22 protein-coding genes and 2 tRNA genes are annotated in these 24893 nt (G+C 61.5%); 15 read left to right on the plus strand and 9 right to left on the minus strand.

The annotated features are described in order from the left end of the window. The first annotated feature begins 10 nt into the window (after positions 1–10). The 10 genes from dnaN to AC4D2M_RS07560 all read left to right on the plus strand — a co-directional run bounded on the left by dnaN (position 11) and on the right by AC4D2M_RS07560 (position 9815). Positions 11–1135: a DNA polymerase III subunit beta gene (dnaN, locus tag AC4D2M_RS07515; protein ID WP_490891023.1), complete on the plus strand. Its 1125-nt coding sequence runs from the start codon at positions 11–13 to the stop codon at positions 1133–1135. Positions 1136–1177: 42 nt separating this feature from the next. Further along, positions 1178–2071 carry a phosphogluconate dehydrogenase (NAD(+)-dependent, decarboxylating) gene (gnd, locus tag AC4D2M_RS07520; protein ID WP_490891024.1) on the plus strand — a complete coding sequence of 298 codons (894 nt, stop codon included), beginning with the start codon at positions 1178–1180 and terminating at the stop codon, positions 2069–2071. 10 nt (positions 2072–2081) lie between these two features. Further along, entirely contained in the window at positions 2082–3260 is a 1179-nt protein-coding gene (gene recF / locus AC4D2M_RS07525) for a DNA replication/repair protein RecF (protein WP_490891025.1), read from the plus strand. After that, positions 3244–3840, plus strand: coding sequence for a DciA family protein (locus AC4D2M_RS07530; protein ID WP_490891026.1), 597 nt, complete (start codon positions 3244–3246; stop codon positions 3838–3840). Before recF ends, AC4D2M_RS07530 begins: the two co-directional genes overlap by 17 nt. Before the next feature lie 249 nt (positions 3841–4089). Further along, positions 4090–6144, plus strand: coding sequence for a DNA topoisomerase (ATP-hydrolyzing) subunit B (gene gyrB, locus AC4D2M_RS07535; RefSeq protein WP_490891027.1), 2055 nt, complete (start codon positions 4090–4092; stop codon positions 6142–6144). Positions 6145–6225: 81 nt separating this feature from the next. Then, on the plus strand, positions 6226–8862 hold the full coding sequence (gyrA, locus tag AC4D2M_RS07540) for a DNA gyrase subunit A (protein ID WP_490891028.1): 2637 nt from the start codon (positions 6226–6228) through the stop codon (positions 8860–8862). Continuing rightward, positions 8859–9392, plus strand: a complete 534-nt coding sequence (locus AC4D2M_RS07545) for a DUF3566 domain-containing protein (RefSeq protein ID WP_490891029.1) — start codon at positions 8859–8861, stop codon at positions 9390–9392. Before gyrA ends, AC4D2M_RS07545 begins: the two co-directional genes overlap by 4 nt. 73 nt (positions 9393–9465) lie before the next feature. Further along, positions 9466–9539, plus strand: a tRNA-Ile gene (locus tag AC4D2M_RS07550). A 41-nt stretch (positions 9540–9580) separates the two neighbouring features. Next, positions 9581–9697 (plus strand): DLW-39 family protein, encoded by a 117-nt coding sequence (locus AC4D2M_RS07555; RefSeq protein ID WP_490891030.1) that lies wholly within the window; start codon positions 9581–9583, stop codon positions 9695–9697. A gap of 45 nt (positions 9698–9742) precedes the next feature. Continuing rightward, positions 9743–9815: transfer RNA gene (locus AC4D2M_RS07560), tRNA-Ala, on the plus strand. A gap of 59 nt (positions 9816–9874) precedes the next feature. Here the strand turns inward: AC4D2M_RS07560 and AC4D2M_RS07565 are convergent. Further along, on the minus strand, positions 9875–10711 hold the full coding sequence (locus AC4D2M_RS07565; RefSeq protein WP_490891032.1) for a glycosyltransferase family 2 protein: 837 nt from the start codon (positions 10709–10711) through the stop codon (positions 9875–9877). A gap of 111 nt (positions 10712–10822) precedes the next feature. After that, on the minus strand, positions 10823–11623 hold the full coding sequence (locus tag AC4D2M_RS07570) for a hypothetical protein (RefSeq protein ID WP_490891034.1): 801 nt from the start codon (positions 11621–11623) through the stop codon (positions 10823–10825). Between the two features lie 153 nt (positions 11624–11776). On the opposite strand from AC4D2M_RS07570, the gene AC4D2M_RS07575 reads away from it, so the two are divergent. Continuing rightward, positions 11777–12319, plus strand: a complete 543-nt coding sequence (locus AC4D2M_RS07575) for a peptidylprolyl isomerase (protein WP_490891035.1) — start codon at positions 11777–11779, stop codon at positions 12317–12319. A 267-nt stretch (positions 12320–12586) separates the two neighbouring features. Beyond that, positions 12587–13192: a rhomboid family intramembrane serine protease gene (locus AC4D2M_RS07580; RefSeq protein WP_490891037.1), complete on the plus strand. Its 606-nt coding sequence runs from the start codon at positions 12587–12589 to the stop codon at positions 13190–13192. Between the two features lie 187 nt (positions 13193–13379). Here AC4D2M_RS07580 and AC4D2M_RS07585 read toward each other — a convergent pair whose 3' ends face one another. Then, positions 13380–14090, minus strand: a complete 711-nt coding sequence (locus AC4D2M_RS07585; protein WP_490891038.1) for a FadR/GntR family transcriptional regulator — start codon at positions 14088–14090, stop codon at positions 13380–13382. Between the two features lie 164 nt (positions 14091–14254). Between AC4D2M_RS07585 and AC4D2M_RS07590 the strand changes: the two genes are divergently transcribed. Beyond that, positions 14255–14767: a gluconokinase gene (locus AC4D2M_RS07590; protein ID WP_490891039.1), complete on the plus strand. Its 513-nt coding sequence runs from the start codon at positions 14255–14257 to the stop codon at positions 14765–14767. Positions 14768–14780: 13 nt separating this feature from the next. Here the strand turns inward: AC4D2M_RS07590 and AC4D2M_RS07595 are convergent, their stop codons facing one another. Next, on the minus strand, positions 14781–15026 hold the full coding sequence (locus AC4D2M_RS07595) for a cell division protein CrgA (protein WP_490891040.1): 246 nt from the start codon (positions 15024–15026) through the stop codon (positions 14781–14783). A 241-nt stretch (positions 15027–15267) separates the two neighbouring features. Here AC4D2M_RS07595 and AC4D2M_RS07600 point away from each other — a divergent pair, with 241 nt between their 5' ends. Together AC4D2M_RS07600 and AC4D2M_RS07605 are read left to right on the plus strand one after the other, a co-directional pair. Then, the gene (locus AC4D2M_RS07600) at positions 15268–16026 is read left to right on the plus strand and encodes a class E sortase (RefSeq protein WP_490891384.1); all 759 of its coding nucleotides are present in this window, start codon (positions 15268–15270) and stop codon (positions 16024–16026) included. 160 nt (positions 16027–16186) lie between these two features. Beyond that, complete coding sequence (locus tag AC4D2M_RS07605; RefSeq protein WP_490891041.1) at positions 16187–16840, plus strand: anthranilate synthase component II; 654 nt, start codon at positions 16187–16189, stop codon at positions 16838–16840. A 17-nt stretch (positions 16841–16857) separates the two neighbouring features. Here AC4D2M_RS07605 and pknB read toward each other — a convergent pair whose 3' ends face one another. The 5 genes from pknB to AC4D2M_RS07630 are packed head-to-tail and all read right to left on the minus strand — an operon-like array spanning position 16858 to position 24892. Next, positions 16858–18777 (minus strand): Stk1 family PASTA domain-containing Ser/Thr kinase, encoded by a 1920-nt coding sequence (gene pknB / locus AC4D2M_RS07610; protein ID WP_490891042.1) that lies wholly within the window; start codon positions 18775–18777, stop codon positions 16858–16860. Positions 18778–18799: 22 nt separating this feature from the next. Further along, positions 18800–20533 (minus strand): protein kinase domain-containing protein, encoded by a 1734-nt coding sequence (locus tag AC4D2M_RS07615; RefSeq protein ID WP_490891043.1) that lies wholly within the window; start codon positions 20531–20533, stop codon positions 18800–18802. Then, positions 20530–21972, minus strand: coding sequence for a peptidoglycan D,D-transpeptidase FtsI family protein (locus AC4D2M_RS07620; RefSeq protein ID WP_490891044.1), 1443 nt, complete (start codon positions 21970–21972; stop codon positions 20530–20532). Before AC4D2M_RS07620 ends, AC4D2M_RS07615 begins: the two co-directional genes overlap by 4 nt. Further along, entirely contained in the window at positions 21969–23381 is a 1413-nt protein-coding gene (locus tag AC4D2M_RS07625; protein WP_490891045.1) for an FtsW/RodA/SpoVE family cell cycle protein, read from the minus strand. The genes AC4D2M_RS07620 and AC4D2M_RS07625 overlap by 4 nt, the downstream gene beginning before the upstream one ends. Continuing rightward, positions 23378–24892, minus strand: coding sequence for a PP2C family protein-serine/threonine phosphatase (locus AC4D2M_RS07630; protein ID WP_490891046.1), 1515 nt, complete (start codon positions 24890–24892; stop codon positions 23378–23380). The genes AC4D2M_RS07625 and AC4D2M_RS07630 overlap by 4 nt, the downstream gene beginning before the upstream one ends. Position 24893: the final 1 nt, after the last annotated feature.

The following is a 24893-nucleotide window of genomic DNA, read 5'->3' on the forward strand; positions in this document are numbered from 1 at the left end:
GCACCCTTCAGTGAAATTCCGAGTCGAGCGCGATGTCCTGGCTGAGGCCGTAACGTGGACGGCGCGATCGCTGTCACCGCGCCCTCCCGTCCCGGTGCTTTCGGGCTTGCTGATCAAGGCGGGTGCCGGCAGCTTGAGTCTGGCGAGCTTCGACTATGAGATCTCGGCCCGGCTTGAGATCCCTGCGGATGTAGCTGAAGAAGGAACCATCCTTGTCTCCGGACGGCTGCTCGCCGATATCTGCCGCAGTCTTCCCTCGGCGCCCGTCGAAGTGGAAACAGACGGGTCCAAGGTCACATTGACCTGCCGCAACAGCCGTTTCAACCTCGCGACTATGCCCGAAGCCGAATACCCGGAACTCCCTGCTCTACCTGATGTCAGCGGCGTCGTCGATGGCGATGCATTCGCTGAAGCAGTCTCCCAGGTCATCATTGCGGCCAGCCGTGACGACACTCTGCCAATTCTCACCGGTGTGCGGATGGAGATTGAGGAAGACCTCATCACGTTCCTGGCGACAGACCGCTACCGTCTTGCACTCCGCGAACTCTCCTGGAAGCCTGCCAACCCGGGCATCTCCACCAGCGCACTGGTAAAAGCGAAGACCTTGAGCGAGGTGGCGAAAACCCTTGGCGGCTCCGGGGACCTAAAGATCGCCCTCTCCGACAACAGCGAACTCATCGGGTTCGAGAGCGGCGGCAGGCGGACGACCTCTCTGCTCGTTGACGGTGACTACCCCAAGATCCGTTCCCTTTTCCCAGAGAACACGCCCATTCATGCCACAGTTGAAACCAGTCAGCTGGCCGAAGCTGTAAGGCGCGTGGCACTGGTCGCCGAGCGGAACACGCCGGTTCGGCTCGCTTTCAGCACAGGTCAGGTAGTGCTCGACGCCGGAACGGGTGAGGATGCCCAGGCATCCGAAGCCATCGAGGCGACGCTGGACGGAGATGACATCACCGTTGCGTTCAATCCGCATTACCTGAGTGAAGGCCTGAGTGCTTTCAGCAGCCGTTTTGTGCGATTCTCCTTCACCACACCGCCGAAACCCGCGGTCATCTCAGCGCAGGAAGAAGCCACCGGCGAAGACCGCGAAGACTACCGGTACCTGTTGATGCCCGTGAGGTTGCCCAACCAATAGCAGCGGTACCATCCATCCCCGCCGACCCCCATGGAGGACACTATGCATATCGGTCTGATCGGACTCGGAAAGATGGGATACAACATGAGGGAACGGTTGCGTTCCCGAGGTATCGAGGTGACCGGCTACGACCATAATCCCGAAGTGTCCGATGTCATGACCGTCGATGAACTAATCGCTCGAATTCCCACACCGCGAGTGGTCTGGGTCATGGTGCCGGCCGGCGAGATTACCCACCAGGTCATCATTGAGCTCGGAGAGAAGTTGTCCGAAGGCGATCTCGTAATCGACGGAGGAAATACCAAGTTCAGCACGGACCAGGAACACAGCGCGTCCATGGCTGTGAACGGTATCGGTTTTCTTGACTGCGGAGTTTCCGGTGGCGTTTGGGGGCTGGAAAACGGGTACGGCCTCATGGTCGGAGGCTCGGAGGCCGACGTCGAACGTGTCATGCCGGTGTTCGATGCGCTGCGGCCGGAAGGCAACCGGGAGGAAAGTTTTGTGCATGTGGGCGAAACCGGGGCGGGGCACTACGCCAAAATGGTGCACAACGGAATTGAATATGGGCTGATGCAGGCCTATGCCGAGGGTTATGAACTGCTCGAGGCGAAGGACATCATCAAGGATGTTCATGGCACTTTCCGGGCATGGCAGAAGGGCACCGTTGTCCGATCCTGGCTGCTGGATTTGCTCATCAAGGCGCTTGAGGAAGATCCCAAGCTCAGCAATGTGGGCGGGTACATCGAGGACTCCGGTGAGGGGCGTTGGACCGTCGAACAGGCAATTGCCAACGAAGTGGCAGCACCGGCAATAACCGCTGCGCTCTTCGCACGATTCAGCTCGCGGCAGGAGGATGCGCCGTCGCTGAAGATGGTCGCCGCCTTGCGTAACCAGTTCGGTGGACATGCCGTACGCCCACCCCGCAATTCCGCATGATCGAGCAGCGGTGTACGTTCAACATCTCTCACTGACCGATTTCCGCAGCTATTCCCAGCTTGATGTGGCGCTCGAGCCCGGGGTAACCGTATTTGTTGGCCCAAATGGGGTCGGCAAGACCAATATCGTCGAGGCAATCGGATACCTCGGCTCCCTGTCATCGCATCGCGTGAGTACGGACAAGCCGTTGATTGCCTTCGACGCGGACAAGGCCCTGGTCCGTGGCCGCCTTGTCCGCGGAGCACAAGCTACAAGCGTGGAGCTCGAAATTAATGGTGACCGCGCCAACCGGGCGCGAATCAACAGGGCGAACCCGGTACGAGCCCGGGATGCCGCGGGAATACTGCGAACTGTCCTGTTTGCGCCTGAAGACCTGGCGCTTGTGAAAGGCGACCCCTCGAACCGGCGTCGGTTCCTTGATGACCTCATGGTTCAGTTGGTGCCGCACCATGCGGGCATCCGCGCCGATTATGAGCGCGTACTGAAACAGCGCAACGCCCTGCTCAAGTCGCTGCGGGGCGGTAGGCTGACCGCTGCACACGAGGCCACGCTCGAGGTATGGGACCAGCACCTGGCGGCGATCGGATCGCAACTCCTTCATGCTCGCCTCGCTGTTCTCACCCGGCTGCTGCCGCACGTGCAGAAGGCTTATCGCGAGTTGACCGACGGTACAAAAATCGCTGCCGCGGCGTACCGCTCCTCTTTGGTGAGTTCCGTCGGCGATGACGACGACCGCCCGGCGTCCAACGCCGAGGATCTCAGCACCCTTTCGATCGAAGAACTCACCGACAGGTTCCTGACGGTGATCGCGGAGCAGCGCCGGCGCGAGATCGAACGTGGCATTTCCCTTGTGGGACCGCATCGGGACGAGGTCGAGCTGATGCTCGGTCGTGCCCTGGTGAAGGGATACGCGTCGCATGGCGAAACCTGGTCCATGGCACTCGCGCTGCGCCTCGGGTCGTACTATCTGCTCACCGACGATGACCATACTCCCGGCTCCACTCCCGTGCTCATCCTCGACGATGTGTTCGCCGAACTGGACGCTGAGCGGCGCGAGCGGCTGGCATCGGTCGTTGCCGGTGCCGAGCAGGTACTCGTCACTGCCGCAGTCGGAGATGACGTGCCGGACGCACTGGACGGCCGCCAGTTCCTGGTGGTTCCGGGAGGCTTCAGTGAAGTACCGGCCTGAGGATGAATCAGCAGCGGCCGCTGCCAAAGAATCAAACGACGACGGCGGCGCTGCGCCTTTTCCACCGGACGCCGAGGACGCCCCGGCTGGAGATGCGCCGCGGCTGCTCTTGAATCGCCTGCGGGATGCGTCCGCAGCGCGTGGTGATTTTCGCGCGCCGGCCGCCCGCCGTCGTCGTTCTGGTACCAGCGCAGGGCGCCCCAAACTTCAGGAATCGTATTCCGGGAGGGATCCGCAAGGGGTGGGCGCAGTCTTTGGGCGCTTGCTCAGCGAGCGTGGCTGGAATTCGCCGGTAGCAGTGGGTTCGGTCATGGCGCGATGGGCCGAGCTCGTTGGCCCCGAAATCGCGACGCACTGTACTCCGGAGAGTTTCCACGAGACCACGGTGCTCGTGCGGTGTGATTCCACAGCGTGGGCAACGCAGCTCAGATTGATCAGCCCTGACCTCCTCCGGCGGTTCGAACACGAGTTGGGCTCCGGTGTTGTCACGGCCATGAAAGTTGTCGGCCCGTCCGCTCCGTCCTGGCGTAAGGGAGGCCGATCAGTTCGCGGTCGCGGCCCCCGGGATACTTACGGGTAGCTTTCTGCCGATCTGGCCGTGACCTCTTCGACGAGCGGCGTGCAGCGTCGAGCGGACCCCAGCGGACGTATACGCCCCCACGCGGCCCCCCGCTGTGAGCTTAAATCCCGGTTTATTCGGCGCTAGAGGGCAATTGAGGCGGAGTTGTAGGGGGCCGCACGGTAGAATAAGACGCGTAGGCATTCCTTACGGGGATGCCTTCATTTTGAGACTAGGCAAAACTAGGACAACAAGGAGTCGACAGCGTCCGTGGCTAACGACAACGAAGTGGAATCTGCCGGAATGCCGGAGAGCGGCGCCGGTGCACCCAAGGGTTACGGCGCGAGTGACATCACGGTCCTCGAAGGACTCGAAGCGGTTCGCAAGCGACCCGGTATGTATATCGGGTCCACGGGTCCGCGCGGCCTGCATCACCTCGTGTACGAGGTTGTGGATAACTCTGTGGATGAGGCCCTTGCGGGATACTGCGACCACATCAAGGTGACATTACTTGCCGATGGCGGCGTGCGGGTTATCGACAACGGTCGAGGCATCCCCGTCGACATGCACCCGACCGAGGGTAAACCCACCGTTGAAGTGGTCATGACCATCCTGCATGCGGGCGGAAAGTTCGGTGGCGGCGGTTATGCCGTCTCCGGTGGCCTTCACGGAGTTGGTATCTCCGTTGTGAATGCGCTTTCCTCCAGAGTTGACACGGAAATTCGCCGCCAGGGCCACGTATGGCGGCAGTCGTTTGAGGACGGCGGCAAGCCCGTCGGCCAGCTCGAAAAGGGTGAGGAAACCTCCGGGACCGGCACCACCCAGACGTTTTACCCGGATGATTCCATCTTCGAGTCGGTGGAGTTCGATTTCGAGACCCTGCGTGCACGCTTCCAGCAGATGGCATTTCTCAATAAGGGTTTGCGGATCAGCCTTGTGGATGAACGCGTGCCTGAGGTGGAAACCGAGGAGATCACGGACGCCGCACACGCCGCGGCTGAACAGTCGGAAGAGAACAAGCACCGACATGTGGAATACCTCTACGAGAATGGCCTGCTGGACTACGTCAAGCACCTGAACTCGTCGAAGCGTGTCGATGTTATCCACGAAGACGTCATTGCTTTTGAGACCGAAGATTCCGACAGGTCCATCGCAGTTGAAGTGGCCATGCAATGGACAACGGCGTATTCCGAAAGCGTGCACACCTACGCCAACACGATCAACACTCACGAGGGCGGAACCCATGAAGAGGGTTTCCGCGCCGCAATGACCTCCTTGATCAACCGCTACGCGCGGGAGAAGAACATCATCAAGGAGAAGGACGACAACCTCACGGGTGATGACATCCGGGAGGGCCTTACCGCCGTCATCTCGGTGAAGTTGTCAGAGCCCCAGTTTGAAGGACAGACCAAGACCAAGCTGGGTAATTCCGAAGCGAAGGGCTTTGTGCAGCGCGTCGTCACCAATCAACTGGGTGACTGGCTGGAACGTAACCCCGGCCCGGCCCGCGATGTTATCCGGAAGTCGATCCAGGCGGCCCAGGCCCGGTTGGCTGCACGAAAGGCTCGCGAATCCACCCGGCGGAAGGGCTTGCTGGAGTCCGGCGGTATGCCGGGCAAACTGAAGGACTGTCAGTCGAAGGACCCTTCGAAATCCGAGATCTACATTGTGGAGGGTGACTCCGCAGGTGGTTCGGCAGTTCGCGGTCGCAACCCCGAAACGCAGGCAATCCTGCCGCTGCGAGGGAAGATCCTCAACGTCGAACGAGCTCGGCTCGACCGTGCGCTCGGCAACGCTGAAGTCCAGGCCATGATCACCGCTTTCGGAGCCGGAATCGGCGAGGATTTCGATGTTAATAAGGCCCGGTACCACAAGATCGTCCTCATGGCGGATGCCGACGTCGACGGCCAGCACATCACCACGCTGCTGCTCACACTGCTTTTCCGCTACATGCGGCCACTGATCGAGAACGGCTATGTGTATTTGGCACAGCCGCCTCTCTACCGCATCAAGTGGTCCAATGCGGCCCACTCCTACGTCTTCAGCGACCGTGAGCGGGATGAAACCATCAAAATTGGCCTGGCCAACAACCAGCGTCTCCCCAAGGAGAACGGGATTCAGCGCTATAAGGGTCTCGGAGAGATGGACTACACCGAGCTGTGGGAAACCACCATGGATCCGGACAACCGGACACTCCTGCAGGTCACCATGGACGATGCCGCGGCAGCAGACCAGATCTTCTCCGTCCTGATGGGCGAGGACGTGGAATCACGCCGCAACTTCATTCAGCAGAACGCCAAAGATGTACGGTTCCTCGACATCTGATCGATGTTGAGCAAACCCGGCCGGTTGTGCGAGTCTCAGCGACCGGTTCCTCACACGCATTCACGAAATGGAACGAACTAGATGAGTGACGAAGTAACGCCTGAGGTTCCCAGCGACGAGACACCCGTCGAAGGGACCGTGCTGACCGACCGAATCGAGCAGGTGGACCTGCAGACGGAGATGCAGCGGTCGTACCTGGACTACGCAATGGCGGTCATTGTCGGTCGAGCGTTGCCTGATGTCAGGGACGGTCTCAAACCGGTCCACCGCCGCGTCCTGTATGCCATGTTCGACGGCGGCTATCGCCCGGACCGCTCATTCAACAAGTGCGCGCGCGTCGTCGGCGAAGTCATGGGCCAGTACCACCCGCACGGTGACAGCGCGATCTACGACGCCCTGGTCCGCCTCATCCAGGACTGGACCATGCGGTACCCACTGGCTCTCGGCCAGGGAAACTTCGGATCTCCCGGTAACGACGGCGCGGCCGCCCCGCGATACACCGAGACCAAAATGGCCCCGCTGGCCATGGAGATGGTCCGGGATATCGACGAGGAGACAGTCGATTTCCAGGACAACTACGACGGCAAGAACCAGGAACCCACGATCCTGCCGTCCCGTTTCCCGAACCTGTTGGTGAACGGCTCCTCCGGCATCGCTGTCGGTATGGCCACCAACATCCCGCCGCATAATCTACGCGAGGTCGCCGACGGTGTGCAGTGGTACCTGCAGAATCCGGAAGCCAGCAAGGAAGAGTTGCTAGAGGCCCTCATCCAGCGCATCAAAGGCCCTGATTTCCCCACCGGCGCTCAGATTCTCGGCCATAAGGGTATCGAAGATGCCTACCGTTCCGGCCGTGGATCGATCACCATGCGCGCCGTGGTCAACGTCGAAGAAATCCAGGGACGTACCTGTCTGGTCGTGACCGAACTGCCCTACCAGGCAAACCCGGACAACCTGGCGATCAAGATTGCCGACCTCGTCAAGGACGGCAAGGTTTCGGGTATCGCGGACCTCCGGGATGAAACGTCCGGGCGCACGGGCCAGCGATTGGTTGTCGTGCTGAAGCGTGACGCAGTAGCCAAGGTGGTGCTGAACAACCTCTACAAGCACACCCAGCTGCAGGAAAATTTCAGCGCGAACATGCTCGCGATCGTCGACGAGGTGCCGCGCACTCTCAGCCTCGATGCTTTCATCCGCCACTGGGTGACGCACCAGCTCGAGGTAATCGTCCGCAGGACCCAGTACCGTCTCCGCAAGGCCGAAGAAGCCGCCCACATCCTGCGCGGACTGCTCAAGGCCCTCGATGCGCTGGATGAAGTCATCGCCCTCATTCGCCGGTCCTCGACCGTGGAGGATGCACGTAACGGCCTCATGGGGCTCCTGGACATTGATGAAATTCAGGCGCAGGCGATCCTCGACATGCAGCTGCGGCGGCTCGCGGCTCTTGAGCGGCAGAAGATCCAGGACCAGCACGCCAAACTTGAGTCTGAGATCACCGAGTACAAGAAGATCCTTGCCTCCGAGGTCCAGCAGCGCGAGATCGTCTCGACGGAGTTGCAGGAAATCGTCGACAAGCATGGCGACAACCGGCGCACCGAGATCCTCATGGGTTACGACTCCGACATGAGCATGGAAGACCTCATCCCCGAAGAGGAGATGGTGGTCACCATTACCCGCGGCGGGTACGTGAAGCGGACCCGTAGCGACAACTACCGCCAGCAGGCCCGCGGCGGCAAGGGCATCCGCGGGGCGCAGCTGCGCGGCGACGACGTCGTTGAACACTTCTTCGTGACTACTACACACCACTGGTTACTGTTCTTCACCAACCTGGGACGTGTATACCGTGCGAAGGCTTACGAGCTGGTCGAAGCTGCGCGGGATGCGAAGGGTCAGCATGTCGCCAATCTGCTCGCGTTCCAGCCGGACGAGACTATTGCACAGGTTCTCGACCTGCGGGACTACCAGCAGTCCCCGTACCTGGTACTCGCTACCAAGCGCGGTCTGGTCAAGAAGACCCGCCTTGAGGACTACGACACAAACCGCTCGGCGGGTGTGATTGCCATTAACCTGCGCGACGGTGATGAGCTCGTGTCAGCCCAACTCGTTTCCGAAACCGATGACATGATGCTCGTTTCGCGGAAGGGCCAGTCGCTCCGATTCAGCGCCACAGATGAAGCGCTACGCCCGATGGGAAGGGCTACCTCGGGGGTTACCGGCATGAAGTTCCGCGACGAGGATGAATTACTGGCAGCGAACGTGGTCAGCGACGACTCCTATGTCTTCATCGTGACCGAAGGCGGTTTCGCAAAGCGGACCAAAGCCGATGAATATCGTGTGCAGGGCCGCGGTGGACTCGGCATCAAAGTAGCGAAGCTTGCCGAAGTGCGTGGTGATCTCGTTGGCGCTCTCATCGTGCAGGAAGAGGATGAGGTGCTCGTGGTCATGGGCGGGGGCAAGGTGGTCCGCTCGGCGGTTGCCGGCGTTCCCGCAAAGGGCCGCGACACCATGGGTGTTATTTTTGCCAAGCCGGACAAGTCCGACAGGATCATCGCCGTGGCCCGTAACACCGAACGGGGATTGACAGCTGATGATGACATCCCCGTGATGGGCCTGGATGACGCTGAACCTGCGCCGGGCGCGGGAGATGAAGTACCGTTATCGACAGAAGAGACGGCTGAGCCGGAGGCTGAGTCAAGCGATATTGGAGGTTCCGAGTGAGTTCTGCCAACTCAAATCCGCGCGCGACTGCGGGCAGCGCCGTGCGGTCGTCAGGCGGAGGACCTCGGGTCAATCCACCCGCGCGGCCAACGCAACGCCCTGCCTCATCAGGGCAGAGGCCTACCGTAAGCCGTCCTGGACTGGTCAAGCCCGCGCCCAAGGCCAAGGCACGTAAAGCTCGCCTGCTGGTCAGTAAGATCGACCCCTGGTCGGTTCTGAAAATGGCCTTCCTGCTCTCCGTAGCGCTCGGTATCGTGACCGTTGTCGCGGCCATCGTGATCTGGACTGTGCTTGACCTCACCGGCATCTTCGACCGGGTGAACCAGTTGCTGGGCGAGATTGCCGGATCCGAGGGAGCGGGCTTCGACCTCCGCCAGTTCGCATCCCTGGGCCAGGTTGTGTCTTTCGCAACGATTATCGCTGTCGTGAATGTGGTATTGCTGACCGCACTGGCAATGCTTTCGGCCGTTCTGTACAACATCTCATCCACTCTGGTGGGCGGAATCGGTGTGACGCTCACGGACGACTGACCTGCGGCGGTCCTCAATTTGTGGATCGCTGAGGGCCTGCTGTAAAGTCGTATCTCGGCCCGATGAGGTACGGGGGCGTATAGCTCAGGCGGTTAGAGCGCTTCGCTGATAACGAAGAGGTCCCAGGTTCAAGTCCTGGTACGCCCACGGATCCTGAAACCGGCAGGAAACTGCAAGGAAGGAGCACTGTGAAGAAGTTGCTGGTAGCGGCAGCTGCAGTCGCAGGACTCTTTGCCTATAAACGGTGGCAGGAGTCCGAGAAGGAGAAAGAAGTGTGGAGTAACGCGACCGATTCGGTCGAGTAAAACTTCACTCAATGATCGGGGTATACTGATCAGGTTCCGTTTTACGGGGGCATGGCGCAATTGGTAGCGCACCTGCTTTGCAAGCAGGGGGTTCGGGGTTCGAGTCCCCGTGCCTCCACCGTAAAATGAAGGGTTCCAGCGATTATGGCTGGAACCCTTCGTTGTTTTAAGGCTGCGTTAGCGGCGCGATGCTGTGGTCCGGGAAGAACGCGCGGTGTGTACGGCGCGCAGGACTTTCGCAGGGTAGTAAATGGACATGAAGATGAGCATGGGAATCTTCAGGACCCGCTTGTCGATCTGGTGAGCCCGGTAGGTGCGGTCAAACCGCGTCACGTAGTAGCGATAATCCTTGGGTGAGTTCTCAAGGCGTCGGGCTGACATTCCACTGACCATGGTGGGGATGTAGCGGATCACCAGGTCCTGTTCAGCGAGATGCAGGGAGATGTCGATGTCTTCATGCATTTCATCCTTCTCATCGCGGCAGGTGTTCTCACGGATCTGCTCCCATGCTGTCCTGCGTAGCGCCATGTTGGAACCGAACAGGAAGTGGTACTGGTTGCGTGCGAGCTTGAGGACCAGCTGGCGCATTTTGTCGTCAGCTTTCAGACCCCAGCGTCGCATCGGCATGTCGTAGTAAACGACCGGGCCCGTGGCTGCGGCGACCTCCGGGTCGCTGAAGCCGGCCTGGACCGTCTCGACCCAGTCCGGCTCCAGGACGGAGTCCGCATCAATTCTTCCCAGGACATCGCCCGAGGCACGGTCCAGGCCGTAATTTCGGGTGGGTATGAGCCCCTGCACGTCATTCTGTTCGAGCAGATGAATCGGGCTCTCTGGGTACTCAAGCTGCATCTGGCGGACGATGTCCGCCGTACGGTCGGTGGAGCGGTTACTGACGACCAGGATCTCGTGGGCCGGCATGGACTGGTAGATGGCGGCGATGAGACATTGGCGGATGACGACTTCTTCGTTGTACGCCGGAATCACGATCGACACGGACGGCTTCACGGGGTGCACGGCGGTAAATCTATCATCAGCCGGTGACGCTCACGCTGGAGAAATCGAAAAAGCGGGAAAGATCCACCCATGTGAGGATCTTTCCCGCTTTGAAGAGGGATGGGAAGCGAGTTAGACGGCGGGCCCCTTCGGCGCGGTGTCATCGTTCGACTTCTCCGCCGCGCGGTCCGCGGCTTCGCTGATGTCGGTGAGAGCCTCCGTGCTCTCGTCCTTCTGCGTCGCGTCGAAAGTCGGCTTCGGTTCCACTGGAGCCGGGGTTTTCCACGGATCTTCGACAGGCTGGGAAGCGCGCCAGATGGCGATACCGGCGGTCACAGCTGCAGCGACAATGCCGGCGATGAGCCAGCCCTTGTTACCTTTGCTTCGCTTGCTGCGCTTGAGATCCTTTGCGGCACGCTGAGCTGCCTCAACCGCGGCCTTCTGGTATTTCTTCACGGCCTTCTTGTCACCGGTCACTTTCGTGACGACACCGGCAACACCGGCTGGGACGGTAACAGCGGCGAGGGTGCGTGACGCTGAATCGGCGGCGTCACCAAGACGGTAGGACACGGCGGGGATGTACTCGCCCACGACCCGGTCACGGGCGTTATGGATCGCCGGAGTTGCACGGTCCAAAGTACCCTGTATGCGCGGAGCGGTGTCATCGACAATCTGGTTGATACGGGGTCCCACCCTGTCCAGGCTCTCCTGGATTCGTGGGGTGACGACGGCGATGCCTTCCGACAGACCCTGCGTTGCGCGGTTGACACCCTGCTGGATCTTCGGTGAGGCCGTTTCGATTCCTCGTTCGATGCGCGGAGCAACCCAACCCTTTGCGGCATCCACTCGTGGCGTGGCCCAACCCCGTGCAGTGCCAACGCCCATCAGAACATTGTTTTCGATGGTGCGGACAACGGTTGCGGATTTCTTCACAACTACCTCCCAAGGATAGTGACTGTTCTTAGTCAGCCTACGTGCTATCCGGAGGTCAGTGCTATCCAAAGGTTGATTTCACAGCATTTTCACTGTGCGCGGAACCCGGTGCTTCGGGGGTTTACACCGCCTCTGCGTGAAAGAATGGAGCCCATGACAGCTATCGCAACTGCAAACGCAACCATTCACACGAGCCTCGGTGACATCAAGGTGGAGCTCTACGGAAACCACGCTCCCAAGACGGTGAAGAATTTCATTGGCTTGGCTACCGGCGAAATCAAGTGGACCCACCCGGGCACGGGAGAGGAAACCAACGCGCCCCTCTACGACGGCACCGTCTTCCACCGTGTCATCCAGGACTTCATGATCCAGGGCGGCGATCCACTGGGCCAGGGGATCGGCGGCCCGGGCTACCAGTTCGACGACGAAATCAACCCCGATCTCGACTTCAGTACCCCCTACAAGCTGGCCATGGCCAACGCCGGTCTGCAGAACGGTCGCGGAACCAACGGATCACAGTTCTTCATCACCTCGGTTCCCACCACCTGGCTTCAGGGCAAGCACACCATCTTCGGTGAGGTAAAGGAGGAGGCGTCACGCGCCCTCGTCGACCAGCTCAACGCCATCCCCACCGACGGCCGTGACCGGCCGCTCGAGGACGTCGTCATCAACAGCATCACCATCGAGCAGGCCTAGCGCCCCATGACCTATGGAGTCCCGGCGGGCCAGCCGGACCAGGACGTTCCCGTATGCCCGCGTCACCCTGACCGGGTGAGTTATGTGCGGTGTCAACGATGCGGCAGGCCAGCCTGCCCGGAGTGTCAGCGTCCGGCGGCCGTCGGGATTCAGTGTGTTGACTGCGTGCGCGAGGCGCAGCGCAACGCTCCAACCACCAGGACTGTTTTCGGCGGAACGGTCCGGCAGGGTCGGCCTGTGGTGACACTTTCGCTGATTGGAGCCTGCGTGGCTCTCTTTCTCGCACAACTCGCCGTCCCTGGTGTGACCGATGCTTTGGCGTACGCGGGCATATACACCTCGGAAATAATCACTCCGGAGCCCTGGCGCATGATTACAGCCGCGTTCCTGCACTCCACCGGATTCCTGCTCCACATCGGCTTCAACATGTACGCGCTGTGGATTATAGGTCAGGCGCTGGAACCTCTGCTGGGAAGGGCAAGGTTCCTGGCTTTGTACCTGATCGCAGCCTTTGGCGGCTCGGTTGCCGTTCTCCTGCTCACCAATCCTCTCCAGGGCGTGGTTGGAGCATCAGGGGCTGTCTTCGGACTCTTCGGCGCCATGCTGATCGTGCAGCGTCGGCGCGGTGGCGACATTCGGCAGCTGGCAGTGCTGATCGCCATCAACACCGTTCTCGGTTTCGTTGTGGCGGGGATTTCCTGGCAGGCGCATCTGGGTGGCCTCCTCGCCGGGAGCGCGGCCGCGGCCATCATCGCCTACACACCGCGCGGCTCGAAGCGGCCTTTGATCCATTGGTCAGCTCTGGCGGCCCTGACGCTCGTGCTGATTGCCTTGACCTTTGTCGGAGCAAATCTGGTCGCACTGCCGGCCTAGTTATCCACAGGGTTTATCAACAACGGGGAAAACTTACACACATGTAATTCCACAGATGTGGATAAGCGAACCGTACATTCACGCGGCGAATGCTTGAAGGTCGCTCTAAGTTACACACAGCTGTGGATAACTCGGTGCACAACGTGTGTATGACGCGTTCTCCACCATTACTGCACTTACTCCGGGCTCAGGTGATGGCTTCCCGCACTTCGGCCAGCAGTTCCCGCATCGCTGCTTCAGCAGCGAGGAAATCGGCGGCGGCGATCGCGGCGGCGACGGCTTCGTGACTGGCGAGGGCATGCTCCCGCGGTTTGCGGGGCATGAGCCCCTGATTGGTCCTGCCGCGCAGGACTTCCGAGACGACGCCGTCAAGTGCAGAGAACATCTCGTTGCCGCTGGCACGCAGGAGCAACGCGTGGAACTCGACATCGACGGCGAGGAACTCCTCTAGCCGGCCCTCCTCGCCGAGCGTGCGCATCTGAGCGGCTAGATTGACGACGGCGGTACGCTGTTCCCCGGTCGCGTTGCGGGCTGCTCCTGCCGCAGCAAGCGGCTCGACGGCGCAGCGCAGTTCCGTCAGGCTCTTGAACTGCCGCGCGCGGGAAGTGCCCTCCAGCCGCCAGCGGATGATCCGCGCGTCGTACACGTTCCAGTGCCGGGGTGCCTGGACCACAATCCCGACCCTGCGCTTGCTGAAGACCAGGTTCATTGATTCGAGGATGCGCATGCAGTCCCGTATTACGGTCCGGGAAACTCCGAAGCGCTGCTGCAGCGCTTCAATCGTCAACCGTTCCCCGGTTGACAGCCCACCGCTGACGATGCTCCTTCCGAGCTCCTCGATGATGCCGCTATACATCACAGCCGCTACCGGTGCCGGGCCTTGCGAAGACAGCGCCACTGGTGGACCTTTCCGACGGTGGGGGCGAGGATGAAATCAGGATATGCCGGGAGTGCAACGGCAGTTCAAAGGTACTATCCTTTCCCTGAAAGGTGATACCTTTGTCTGAGAGGATAGATGCGGTGCATCACTAGGCCGTGCGACGAGGGGGTCGAGGAGACGACATGGAACCACCAATGCATCTCATCATCATGGGGGTGTCCGGATCGGGCAAAACGACCATCGCCACCGCCCTGTCGGAGCGCCTGGGCTGGGTCTACGCAGAAGCTGACAAATTCCACTCCGTCGAGAACATCGACAGGATGAGCCAAGGCATAGCCCTGACCGATGAAGACCGGGCACCATGGCTTGAAGCGATCGCTCGGTGGATCAGCGACAAGACCGCGAAACGTGAGTCCACCATCGTTACCTGCTCGGCCCTGAAGAGACGCTATCGGGACGTCCTTGCGGCCGCGGACGGGGATGTGCGATTCGTGCATCTGCTGGGAGACCTCGAAATCATCCGGTCACGGATGAAGACGCGGATCGGCCACTTCATGCCTGAATCTCTGTTGCCCTCACAGGTCAGCACCCTCGAACCTCTTCAGGAAGACGAGCAAGGGCTGATTGTCGAGAATGTCGGCACGCCTGTGGAGGTCACTGACAGCATTATGGCGAGGCTGGGTTTGAGAGCCTGAACCGGGGAGCCCGTCAGCGCCAGCGCGTGGTCATGAGGAAGCCGGCAATCGCGATTCCAAACCCGATGAGGATGTTCCATGATGCGATCTCCGGGATCGGGAAGCGTCCCTCGGAAATGTAGTACACCAGAATCCATAGCAGGCCGAGAAGCATCAGCCCGAACATCACCGGTTTGAACCAAACCGGATTGGGCTTCGGTTCCGCAGCCGCGCGCGTCCTCGACTCGACCTGCTTCTTGCGGGACTTCGACTCGGGCACGGATCCTCCTAGACGGTGCGCTGGGTTACCAGCCACTGTGTTTGCGGTCATACAGGCTCGGACTGCAGCGGTGACACCAGTTATCCTGAGACAACACGATCGTCATCGGCGCGGTTCTAGCTGCCCATTCTAGCTAATGAACCGGCGCCGCGACGCCCGGCAACATATCCGTAAGCAGGGAGAAGGCTTGAGCAACCTCGGCGGAGGCATCGCGGTGGCCCGCCGTGACCGTTCTCGGCGCCTGCCCGCTGCCCGTCGTTGTCGTAGTGTCCTTCAGATCGCTGCTCAGGTGATCGGTGAGTTGCTCATGACGGCCGGTGTGATTCTCCTGCTGTTCGTCGCCTGGCAGCTCTGGTGGACCAACGTTGAATCGAACGCCAAGCAGGACCAGGCTGTGGAGGAATTCCTCGCGGACCTCGGTGGAGAGTCCGCTCCTCCGGAGGCCGTGGATGCCCCTCAACCGTCGGCACCCAACGAGATTCCGGTGCTCGGAGAGAGGGCGGCCGGCGAGACGTTCGCGGTTATTCACATTCCTCGTTTCGGCGACGACTACACCCGACCGGTGACCAGCGGTGTAACTACGGCGGTACTCGACAACCTGGGTCTCGGGCACTACCCGGAGACCGGTATGCCGGGTGCGATCGGCAACTTCGCTCTGGCGGGCCACCGCCAAACCAACGGTGCTGTCCTCGACAATATCCACACCCTGGTGCCGGGGGACCGGATGTACGTGCAGACACAGGACGGGTACTACACCTACGTCTACCGCAACACACAGATTGTGCTGCCTGATCGTGTGGACGTTCTGGCGCCCGTTCCAACGCAACCCGGGGTTGAACCCGAGCAACGGATACTCACCCTCACCAGCTGCAACCCGCGCTTCGGAGCACAGGAACGGATCATTGCCTACGCGATGATGGACTCGTTCCGGCCGTTGGACGACGGTCCGCCGGACGAGATCGCGGCGCAGGTAGCCGGCGTTATCCAGGGAGCCGCCTGATGTACGCATTCATTTTCCGTCACCTCCCGGGGCCGCTCTGGTTGCGCATAATCTGGTCAATTCTGATCGCCGCAGCAGCCGTAGCCGTCCTGGTGAGCTGGGTCTTCCCCTGGCTCTCCCAATTCAGCCCCTTGACCGATTCAACGATTGGTACCTGACCATGAGCAGCCCCACCCGCATTCTGGTTGTTGATAACTACGACAGCTTTGTGTACACCCTTGTCGGTTACCTGCAGGAACTCGGCGCGGAGACCACCGTTGTCCGAAACGACGATGTCACGCTCGCCGACGCGATCGCACTGGCGGAAGCCCGCGACGGCGTCCTCATTTCCCCCGGGCCCGGCGCTCCCGCAGAGGCAGGCGTCTGTATCGACCTGATCAAGTGGTGCGGCGAGAACGGCAAGCCGATGCTGGGCGTGTGCCTGGGCCATCAGGCACTCGCCGAGGCTTACGGTGGGTCGGTCACGCACGCGCCGGAACTGATGCACGGCAAGACGTCGCTTGTGGAGCACGACTCCACCAACGTCTTCGAGGGCCTGGACTCGCCCCTGACGGCCACCCGCTACCACTCGCTGGCTGCCGTCGGTGATGTTCCCGCTGAACTGCGTGTCACGGCGCGAACGGCCAGTGGCGTAATTATGGGCCTCGAGCACCGCTCTGCACCATTGTGCGGCGTGCAGTTCCACCCGGAATCGGTGCTTACCGAAGGAGGCTACCGCATGCTCGGCAATTGGCTGGAGCAGGTTGGTCTGGCTGGTGCCGCAGAGCGCTCAGCTATGCTGAGCCCTCTGATTCATCAGCAGTCGGGCTCCTAGTTCTTCAGCGGCTGCTACTACCCGCCGTTATTGCCCTGACCCCGACCGCGTCCCTGGTTACCGGTCTCCTCCTCTGTGGGAGGGGGCGGTGTGGTGCTGGGAGTCGCCGAGGCTTCAGGTTCTTCTTCAGCGGGTTCTTCCTCGGCGGGCGGTTCCTCTGGCGGCCTTGTGGCGACATAGATCACCACTTCGCTGCCGGGCGCAACGTCGACGTTCTCCGCCGGTTCCTGCCTTACTACAAGGCCGGGTGCGACGACGGCATTCGGCTCCTCCTGAATCCGCGGCACCAGCGCGCGGGCCGGGTCTTCAAGAATGGCCACGGCTTCTTCGCTGGGTAGCCCGACTACCCGCGGAACGGTCACCTGGCCGGTGGAGAGCACGAGGTTCACCTCCGAGTCTGCCGGCACGGATGACCCCAACGCCGGTTCGGTGGCAATCACGCGTCCAACCGGAACGGTTGCGCTGTTCGCTTCACTCACCGTGCCGCCGCGCAAACCGACCGATTGCAGCTCATCCCGTGCTGATGACTCCGTCATCTGGAAGATCTCTTCGGGGATGGTGCGGGTGGCTGGACCCTTGGAGATCTGCAGCGTGACCAGGGAATCGGGTTCCACCTCGCTGCCTGCGGTTGGATCGGTGCCGATCGCAAGGCCTGACTCCACCTCGTCGTGGAACTCGAGTTCCACCTGCGGACGGAGTCCGACGGCGGTGAGGGCGTTGCTTGCGTCGGTTTCAGTCATCGAGTCAACAGCAGGTACCGCTGTGAGGAGGGGTTCCTCAGGTTGGGAATTGAGAATTCCGAAGAGTGCGACCCCACCGGCCGACAACAGCAACGCCAGAAGCACGAGCAGCACCGCAATCCAGCTGCGCCGGCGTGAACGCCGCCGCTCTTCGGCGTCGCGGCGATTTTGCGTCGCATGCGTGACGGGAAGCGAGCCCGTCTCCTCACCTTCCTCAAGTGATCCGGCGGCCACGCTCTCGACGGCCAGCGCCCTGGCCATGGTTCTTGTCTGCGGCGCTGGGTCCTCCCTTCGCGAGGAAACGGCAGCGATGGCTTCAGTGGGAGCGTCCGGTCCGGCGGGACGGATGCCGTTGCGGGCGTCCAGCAGCGCCGACCGGAAGTCAGCCGCGCTCTGGAAGCGCTGGGCCCGGTCCTTCTCAAGGGCGATGTGAAGCACCGACTCGATCTCGGACGGGATGCTGTCGTTGAGCTCGCGCGCCGGCGTCGGAGCTTCCCGGACGTGCTGGTATGCGACTGAGACTGGACTGTCGCCGACGAAAGGCGGTCTGCCGGTAAGTAATTCGTACAGTAGGCAACCGGCTGAGTAGAGGTCGCTGCGTGCGTCCACGGTTTCGCCACGGGCCTGTTCAGGGGAGAGGTACTGGGCGGTGCCAATCACTGCCTGGGTCTGGGTCATGGTGGCTGCCGAGTCAGCGATCGCGCGCGCTATTCCAAAGTCCATCACCTTGACCTGGCCCTCAGGCGTGATCATGACGTTGGCCGGCTTGATATCCCTGTGGACTATTCCTGCGCGGTGGCTGTATTCGAGCGCGGAGAGGACGCCCAGCATGTAGTCGATCGAGGTCTCGTGAGTAAGGTCCCCCGCTTTCACAAGGTCCCGTAGGGTTCGCCCGGCGACATACTCCATGACGATGAATGGAACTCGGACGTCATCATGGTGCCGGCCCTCGACCTCCTCCTCACCGGTGTCGTAGACGGACACAATCGTGGGGTGGTTCAATCCCGCTACAGCCTGGGCTTCACGACGGAAACGGGACTGGAACAGGGGGTCTCTGGCCAGATCCTGACGCAGCACCTTGATCGCCACGGTACGGCCAAGCCGGATGTCGCGCCCAAGGTGGACGTCAGCCATCCCGCCGCGGCCGATCAGCTCGCCCAGCTCGTAGCGCCCGTTGAGAATTCTCTCGCTGCTCACCTGGTACCCCTTCACATGCCTTCTAGGGCTGGTCCTGGCCCGGCGGGGTCTGACCAGGTCCAATCGCCGGCGGTGCTTCGGTTTCTTCGGGACCCGAGGAAACGACGTAACGCACCGTACTGCCGGGCTCCACCTCGGTTCCTTCCGCCGGATCCACTGACAGGACGGTGCCTTCTTCCTGGTTGGATTCTTCAGTGCCGGAACGGACGGCACTCAACCCCAGATCGGCAAGGGTTTGCTGAAGTTCTTCTTCGGTGGCGCCCTGAAGACCCGATGGAATGGTGAGGGTTTCTGGGGCCTCCGCGAAGGTAACCGTGATTTGGGATCCGGGCGGGAGGGGACCGACGGGATTGAGGTTCAGTACTATTCCTGGCTCGAACTCATCGGTGACTTCCGGCTGCTGGTCGACGGAGAATCCGAGAGAGTTCAGCTCGGCCACCACGACTTCGATGGGCCGGCCCTGGTAGGCAGCTGCGTCCACCACGATGGCTTCCGGCGTTGTGGGCGCCTCCGTAGTCGGTTCCGGAGTGGTTTCCTCCGGCGTCGGGCTCTCACTCTCGGTCGGAGATGGCGATTGGGACGCAGAGGTGGTGGGCGCGGCGGCGGGGTCGTCGTCGTCACCCCCAGCCAACAGCGGTGCCAGCAGGAATCCGGCAAGCGCCAGCGCAGCCAGCACGAGCAGGATGATCAGCGGAATCAGCCAGGGGCTGCGTCCTCGCGATTCTTCCGCAGGTGGAACTTCCTCGTCGATGTCTTCCTCGGACCACTCGCGGGAGGCGGCTACTGCGCCGGCACCCGCGACGGTGGGTAAGGCAGACGTCGTCGTGGCAGGTACAACGCGGGTAGCACTGGTGGGCGCCGGGACCGGCGTGGTGAGCGGGCCCGTGGAGTCGGTGAACAGCAGCATGCCGGGTACGGCGGCCTCGGCCGCACGAACGTCGTTGCGGCGGATGGCTGCAACCGCTTCAGCGAGGGCTTCCGCGTTCGGCGGGCGGTCAGCAGGGTCTTTGGCCAACATGCTCGCAATGAGCGCGCGGACCGGATGAGGAATGCTCTCGGGCAGGTCAGGCGGAGCATCGTTGACCTGCGCGAGGGCGATAGCGATCTGCGATTCACCCGAGAACGGACGGCGTCCCGCGAGCAACTCGTAGCCGATGACCCCGAGCGCATAAATATCGCTGGAGCCGGTCGCGGGCTGGCCGGTTGCCTGCTCGGGTGCCAGGTACTGGGCAGTACCCATCACCTGACCTGTTGCAGTGAGCGGCACCTGGTCAGCGAGACGCGCAATTCCGAAGTCCGTGATCTTGACCCGGCCGTCCGGCATGATCAAAAGGTTCCCGGGCTTGACGTCCCTGTGCACGAGTCCTTGGCGGTGCGCGACGCTGAGCGCGGTGGCGGTCTGGCCGATGATGGAGAGCGCCCTGTCCGGTGCCAGGATCTGTTCGCGTTCGATGATGCTGGACAGCGGTTGGCCGGGAACGAGCTCCATTACGAGGTAGGCCGAGCCACCTTCCTCGCCGTAGTCGAAGACGTTTGCGATGCCCTCATGGTTAAGCAGCGCGGTGTGACGGGCTTCAGCACGAAACCGGTTGAGGAAGCCGGGGTCACCCGTGTATTCCTCTTTCAGAATCTTTATGGCCACAAGGCGTCCGAGCACCTGGTCCCGTGCCTTCCAGACCTCCCCCATGCCTCCGATGGCGATGCGATCAGTGAGCTGGAACCTGCCGCCTAATGTGATACCTGAAGTAGGTCTCACCTATTCAACACCGCCTCTATGAGTCTCTTAGCGTTTGGACTTGTTAGCTGGGCACCTGTCGCGATGTCGACGTCCTGCATGACGATGGAGACCACTACTTCGGGATTGTCCGCCGGCGCGAAGCCGGTGAACCAGGCGTTGTCCCCCTGCTCGGCGACCTCCGCCGTGCCTGTCTTGCCGGCCACCTGCACGCCGGGAACCGCTGCGTTTCGTGCAGTACCGTTCTCCACCACGTTGACCATCCACTCGGTGATCTGATTGGCGTTCTCGGCGCTGAGTGCCTCCCGCAGCACCTCCGGCTCGGGTTCTTCGATAATGGAGAGATCCGGTCCGCGGACTGCTTTCACCAGATTTGGCTTCATCAGAACGCCGTCGTTGGCGATCGCGGCGCTCACCATGGCCATCTGGAGCGGTGTCACTGCAACGCTGAACTGGCCAATCGCTGACTGGGCGAGTTGTGCGTCGTTCAACCCAGTGGGGAACTGGCTTGCCGCGACGTCGACCGGCACGTTGAAGCTCTCTCCGAAACCGAACTTTTCCGCCTGCTCGAGCACCGCGTCCTCACCGAGTTCCCAGGCGATCTGGGCAAACGGGGTGTTACAGGACTGCTCCAACGCGAACGCGAGGTCAGCGGTGGCCCGAGCCATACAACCGCCCGTCGTGAAGTTGGGAAGCCCAACGTCGGTATCCGGCAAATCAAGCACCGGCGGATTCGGAATGGTGGACTCAGCATCGAACTGACCGCTTTCCAGTGCTGCGGCTGCCACCACCAATTTGAAAACCGAGCCGGGAGCAACCAGCGACTGGGTGGCCGGGTTGAAATAGATGGACAGGCCCGGTACCTGCGAGAGCTGCTCGATGTTCTGCACCACCACGGACGTGTCATGTGCCGCGAGCAGGTTGGGGTCGTAGGAAGGCTTGGACACCATCGCCAGGATGTTCCCGGTAGTCGGCTCCATCACCACGATCGATCCGGTCTGGCCCTCGGGGATCATCTCCCACGCCATCTGCTGCAGTTGCGGATCAATGGTCAGCTCGACGGAGGCACCCTGAGCCTGGGCACCGGAGAAGAGGCGCACCACCTGGTCAATGAAGAGATCGTCACTGCTCCCTGAGAGTTCCTCGTTCATGACGTTCTCCAACTGGGTGGACCCGTTGACCAACGAGAAGAAGCCGGTGAGATGGGCGTACATGGCCGGCTGGTTGTACACGCGCTGATAATTGAACTGGTCATCGGACGGAACCGATTCGGCGATCGGACGCCCGTCCACCAAAATCGCGCCGCGGTTCTTGCCGTAATCCTGGAGAATCTGACGTGTGTTCCAGTCATTGTTTTCCAGCGCGCTCGCTTGAAAGAACTGGACGTAGGTGAGCGAACCGAGGACCAGCGCAAACATGCTGATGGCTACGATCCAGGAGCGTCGGATGGCCTGGTTCATGCGCTGACCTCCCTGATGTTGTCCTTGGCTGGGGAATTGCGATTTTGCTTGCCCTCGGGGAACGTCTCGCGTACCGGACCTTTGATCGCCGGCCGACGGGCGGTCTCGGAAATGAGCAGGAGCAGGGCGACGATGATCCAGTTCGCGAGGAGGGAAGACCCACCGGCAGACATGAAGGGCGTGGTTAGTCCGGTGAGCGGGATCAGCCGGGTTACTCCGCCGATAACCACGAAGCACTGGAGCGCGATGGTGAACGACAGGCCGCAGGCGAGGAGCTTTCCGAAGCCGTCACGGGTGCCAAGAGCCGCACGGAAGCCCCGTGAGATGAGCAGGATGTACAGCAGCACTATGGCGAAGAGCCCGATCAGGCCCAGCTCTTCGCCGAGGGCGGCAATTATCATGTCGCTGTTGGCATAAGTCACGAGGTCGGGCCGGCCCTGGCCAAGCCCGGTACCCGCCAGCCCGCCGTTCGCAAGCCCAAAGAGACCCTGGACAACCTGTCCGCTGCCGCCGGGATTACGGTTGAACACCTCGGGTTCGAACGCGTTGATCCAGCTATCAATGCGCAGGGCGACATGGCTGAATAGCTGCAGGGCAACGAAGCCTCCCACCGCGATCATTGCGAGGCCGATCAGTACCCAGCTGACGCGCGACGTGGCGACGTAGATCATGGCCATGAAGAGACCGAAGAAAAGGATCGAAGAACCGAGGTCACGCTGGAAGATCAGGACACCGATGCTCACCAGCCAGGCGGCGACCATGGGGGCAAGGTCGCGGAACCGCGGCAACTGCAGTGGACCGAGCTTCTTCCCGGCAAGCAGAATGAGATCACGGTTGGTAGATAGATACCCCGCGAAGAATATAGCGAGCGTAATCTTGGCAACTTCGCCCGGCTGGAACGTCCCTACACCCACGTTGATCCAGATGCGGGCGCCGTTGATCTCCACACCGAGCGGGGTGAGCGGGAGCATCAGCAGCGCGGCGCTGACGATGAGGGAGATATAGGTATATCGGCGAAGTATGCGGTGGTCGCGGATGACCAGGAGGGTTGCGATAGATGCCCCCATGGCCACGGTTGTCCAGAGAAATTGGCTTGGCGCGACCGGCTGCGAACTGGATGGAAGAGCCAGGTCCAACCGGTAGATCATCGCCAGTCCGATTCCATTGAGCGCTATCACGATCGGAAGCATTACCGGATCTGCATATTTCGCGCGGACCCGAAGCACCACATGGAAAATCAGTGCAAGCGCGGCCAGCGTCCCGCCCTGTAACCAAAAGGCGGAGTCGAATGGATTGTCCTTGTCCAGACCGACGAGCCAGTTGGCCCCGATGGCTACCGTCAGGGCCACCAGCAGCAGGAGCGCTTCGACATTGCGCCGGGATTTTGGGACTGTGAAGAGGTCACTCATGGGATTCTCTCTCCGCATAGGGCGGGTTCTCCCGGTGCGGCTTCGGCTGTGGCCGAGGTGCCCGTCGTCGGCCTAGCAGCGGGTGATGATTCCGGTGGTGCCGCTTCGGGTGATGCTGTATTCCCGGACTGGTCCGGGTCGCTCGCAGGCGGGCAGGGCAACGCACGCAGGGACTGTCTGAGGTCCTCGACGATGTCCTGCGCATGCTGTAGGTCCCTTGCAGCGAGCGTATTCTCCAGGCGGTTGCGCTGGAACTCCGGAAGGTTGGAGACGGGGATGTCGGTGGTCTGATCAAGATGGCTCAGCGGAAATGGTCCGAGGGTCTGTGCCACGCCGTTGTAGATGGCGACATTGTTGTCGAAGGTCGCGACGTAGTAGCGCGTTTGGGTCCACACGTAGCCCAGCGAGAGAACCGCGGCGAGAATAAGCGCCATCAGAGCCAGGGCGGCCGGCAGCAGCCAGCGCCGCCGGCGGCGGGGTCCAGGGTCGTCATCGGTATCGTCGTCGTCCGTGTCAGCAGGGGGCGCCTTGTGCGTGAGCATCATGGCCGCACGCCGTTCTGTGGATCTCTGGGTGACGATTGGGATCTGACCTGTTTCGGTAGCTAATGCTGCTGAACCCACCAGAGTGTGGGGTCGTGAGGACAGGTCCTCGCGGATGACGTCAGCCCTGATGGTGGCACCGGGTAATTCTTCGTCGGAGGGAGAAGCCTCACCGTCTTTTTCTCCCGCCGCTTCCCGGGCGGGCGGGAGTGCGGTGAGGGCGGCAGTGCGCAGATCCTCGGGGGTTGCAGTATCCACGTCAACTACAACGATGGTGACGTTGTCCGGGGAACCGCCAGCCAGTGTCAGGTCAACGAGGCTATTAACGCAGGCTGAGAGGTTAGGCGTTTCCCGAACGACACGTTCAATAGTGGCGTCATTCAGGACAGCGTTCAGCCCGTCAGAGCAGAGCAGCCACCGTTCACCGGGCGCCGCATCCAAGGTGGTCAGGTCCAACTCCGGACTGGCGTCGACGTCGCCTAGAACCCGCATCAAAACGTTCTTGTGCGGATGGATTTCTGCTTCCTCCGGTCTGAGCCGACCCTCCTCAATGAGTCGTTGCACGAAGGTGTGGTCGACGCTTATCTGCTCGAAGACATCATCCTTCAAGCGGTAGGCGCGAGAGTCACCGATATGAGCAAACGAGATTTTCTCACCATTGAGGAGCAGAGCGGTGACGGTTGTCCCCATCCCGGCCAGCTGGGGGTTGGTGCTCACCAATTCGGACAGGAGCGAATTGGCGGTCTGGATTTCGTCTGCTAGGTGGGTACCGGCGTCGCCGTCGTAGTCTTTCCGGTCAAGGTGCACCAGATCCAGGACGGTTGAGGCCGACGCGATGTTGCCGCCCGCGTGCCCACCCATGCCGTCAGCCACAACTGCCAGGTAGCGCCCGGCGTAGGCGGAATCGTCATTCTTGGCGCGGACCTTTCCAACATCAGAACGGGCCGCGAAACGGAAAACCAGGGCCATG

This window comes from Arthrobacter sp. TJ-270, from assembly GCF_058269075.1.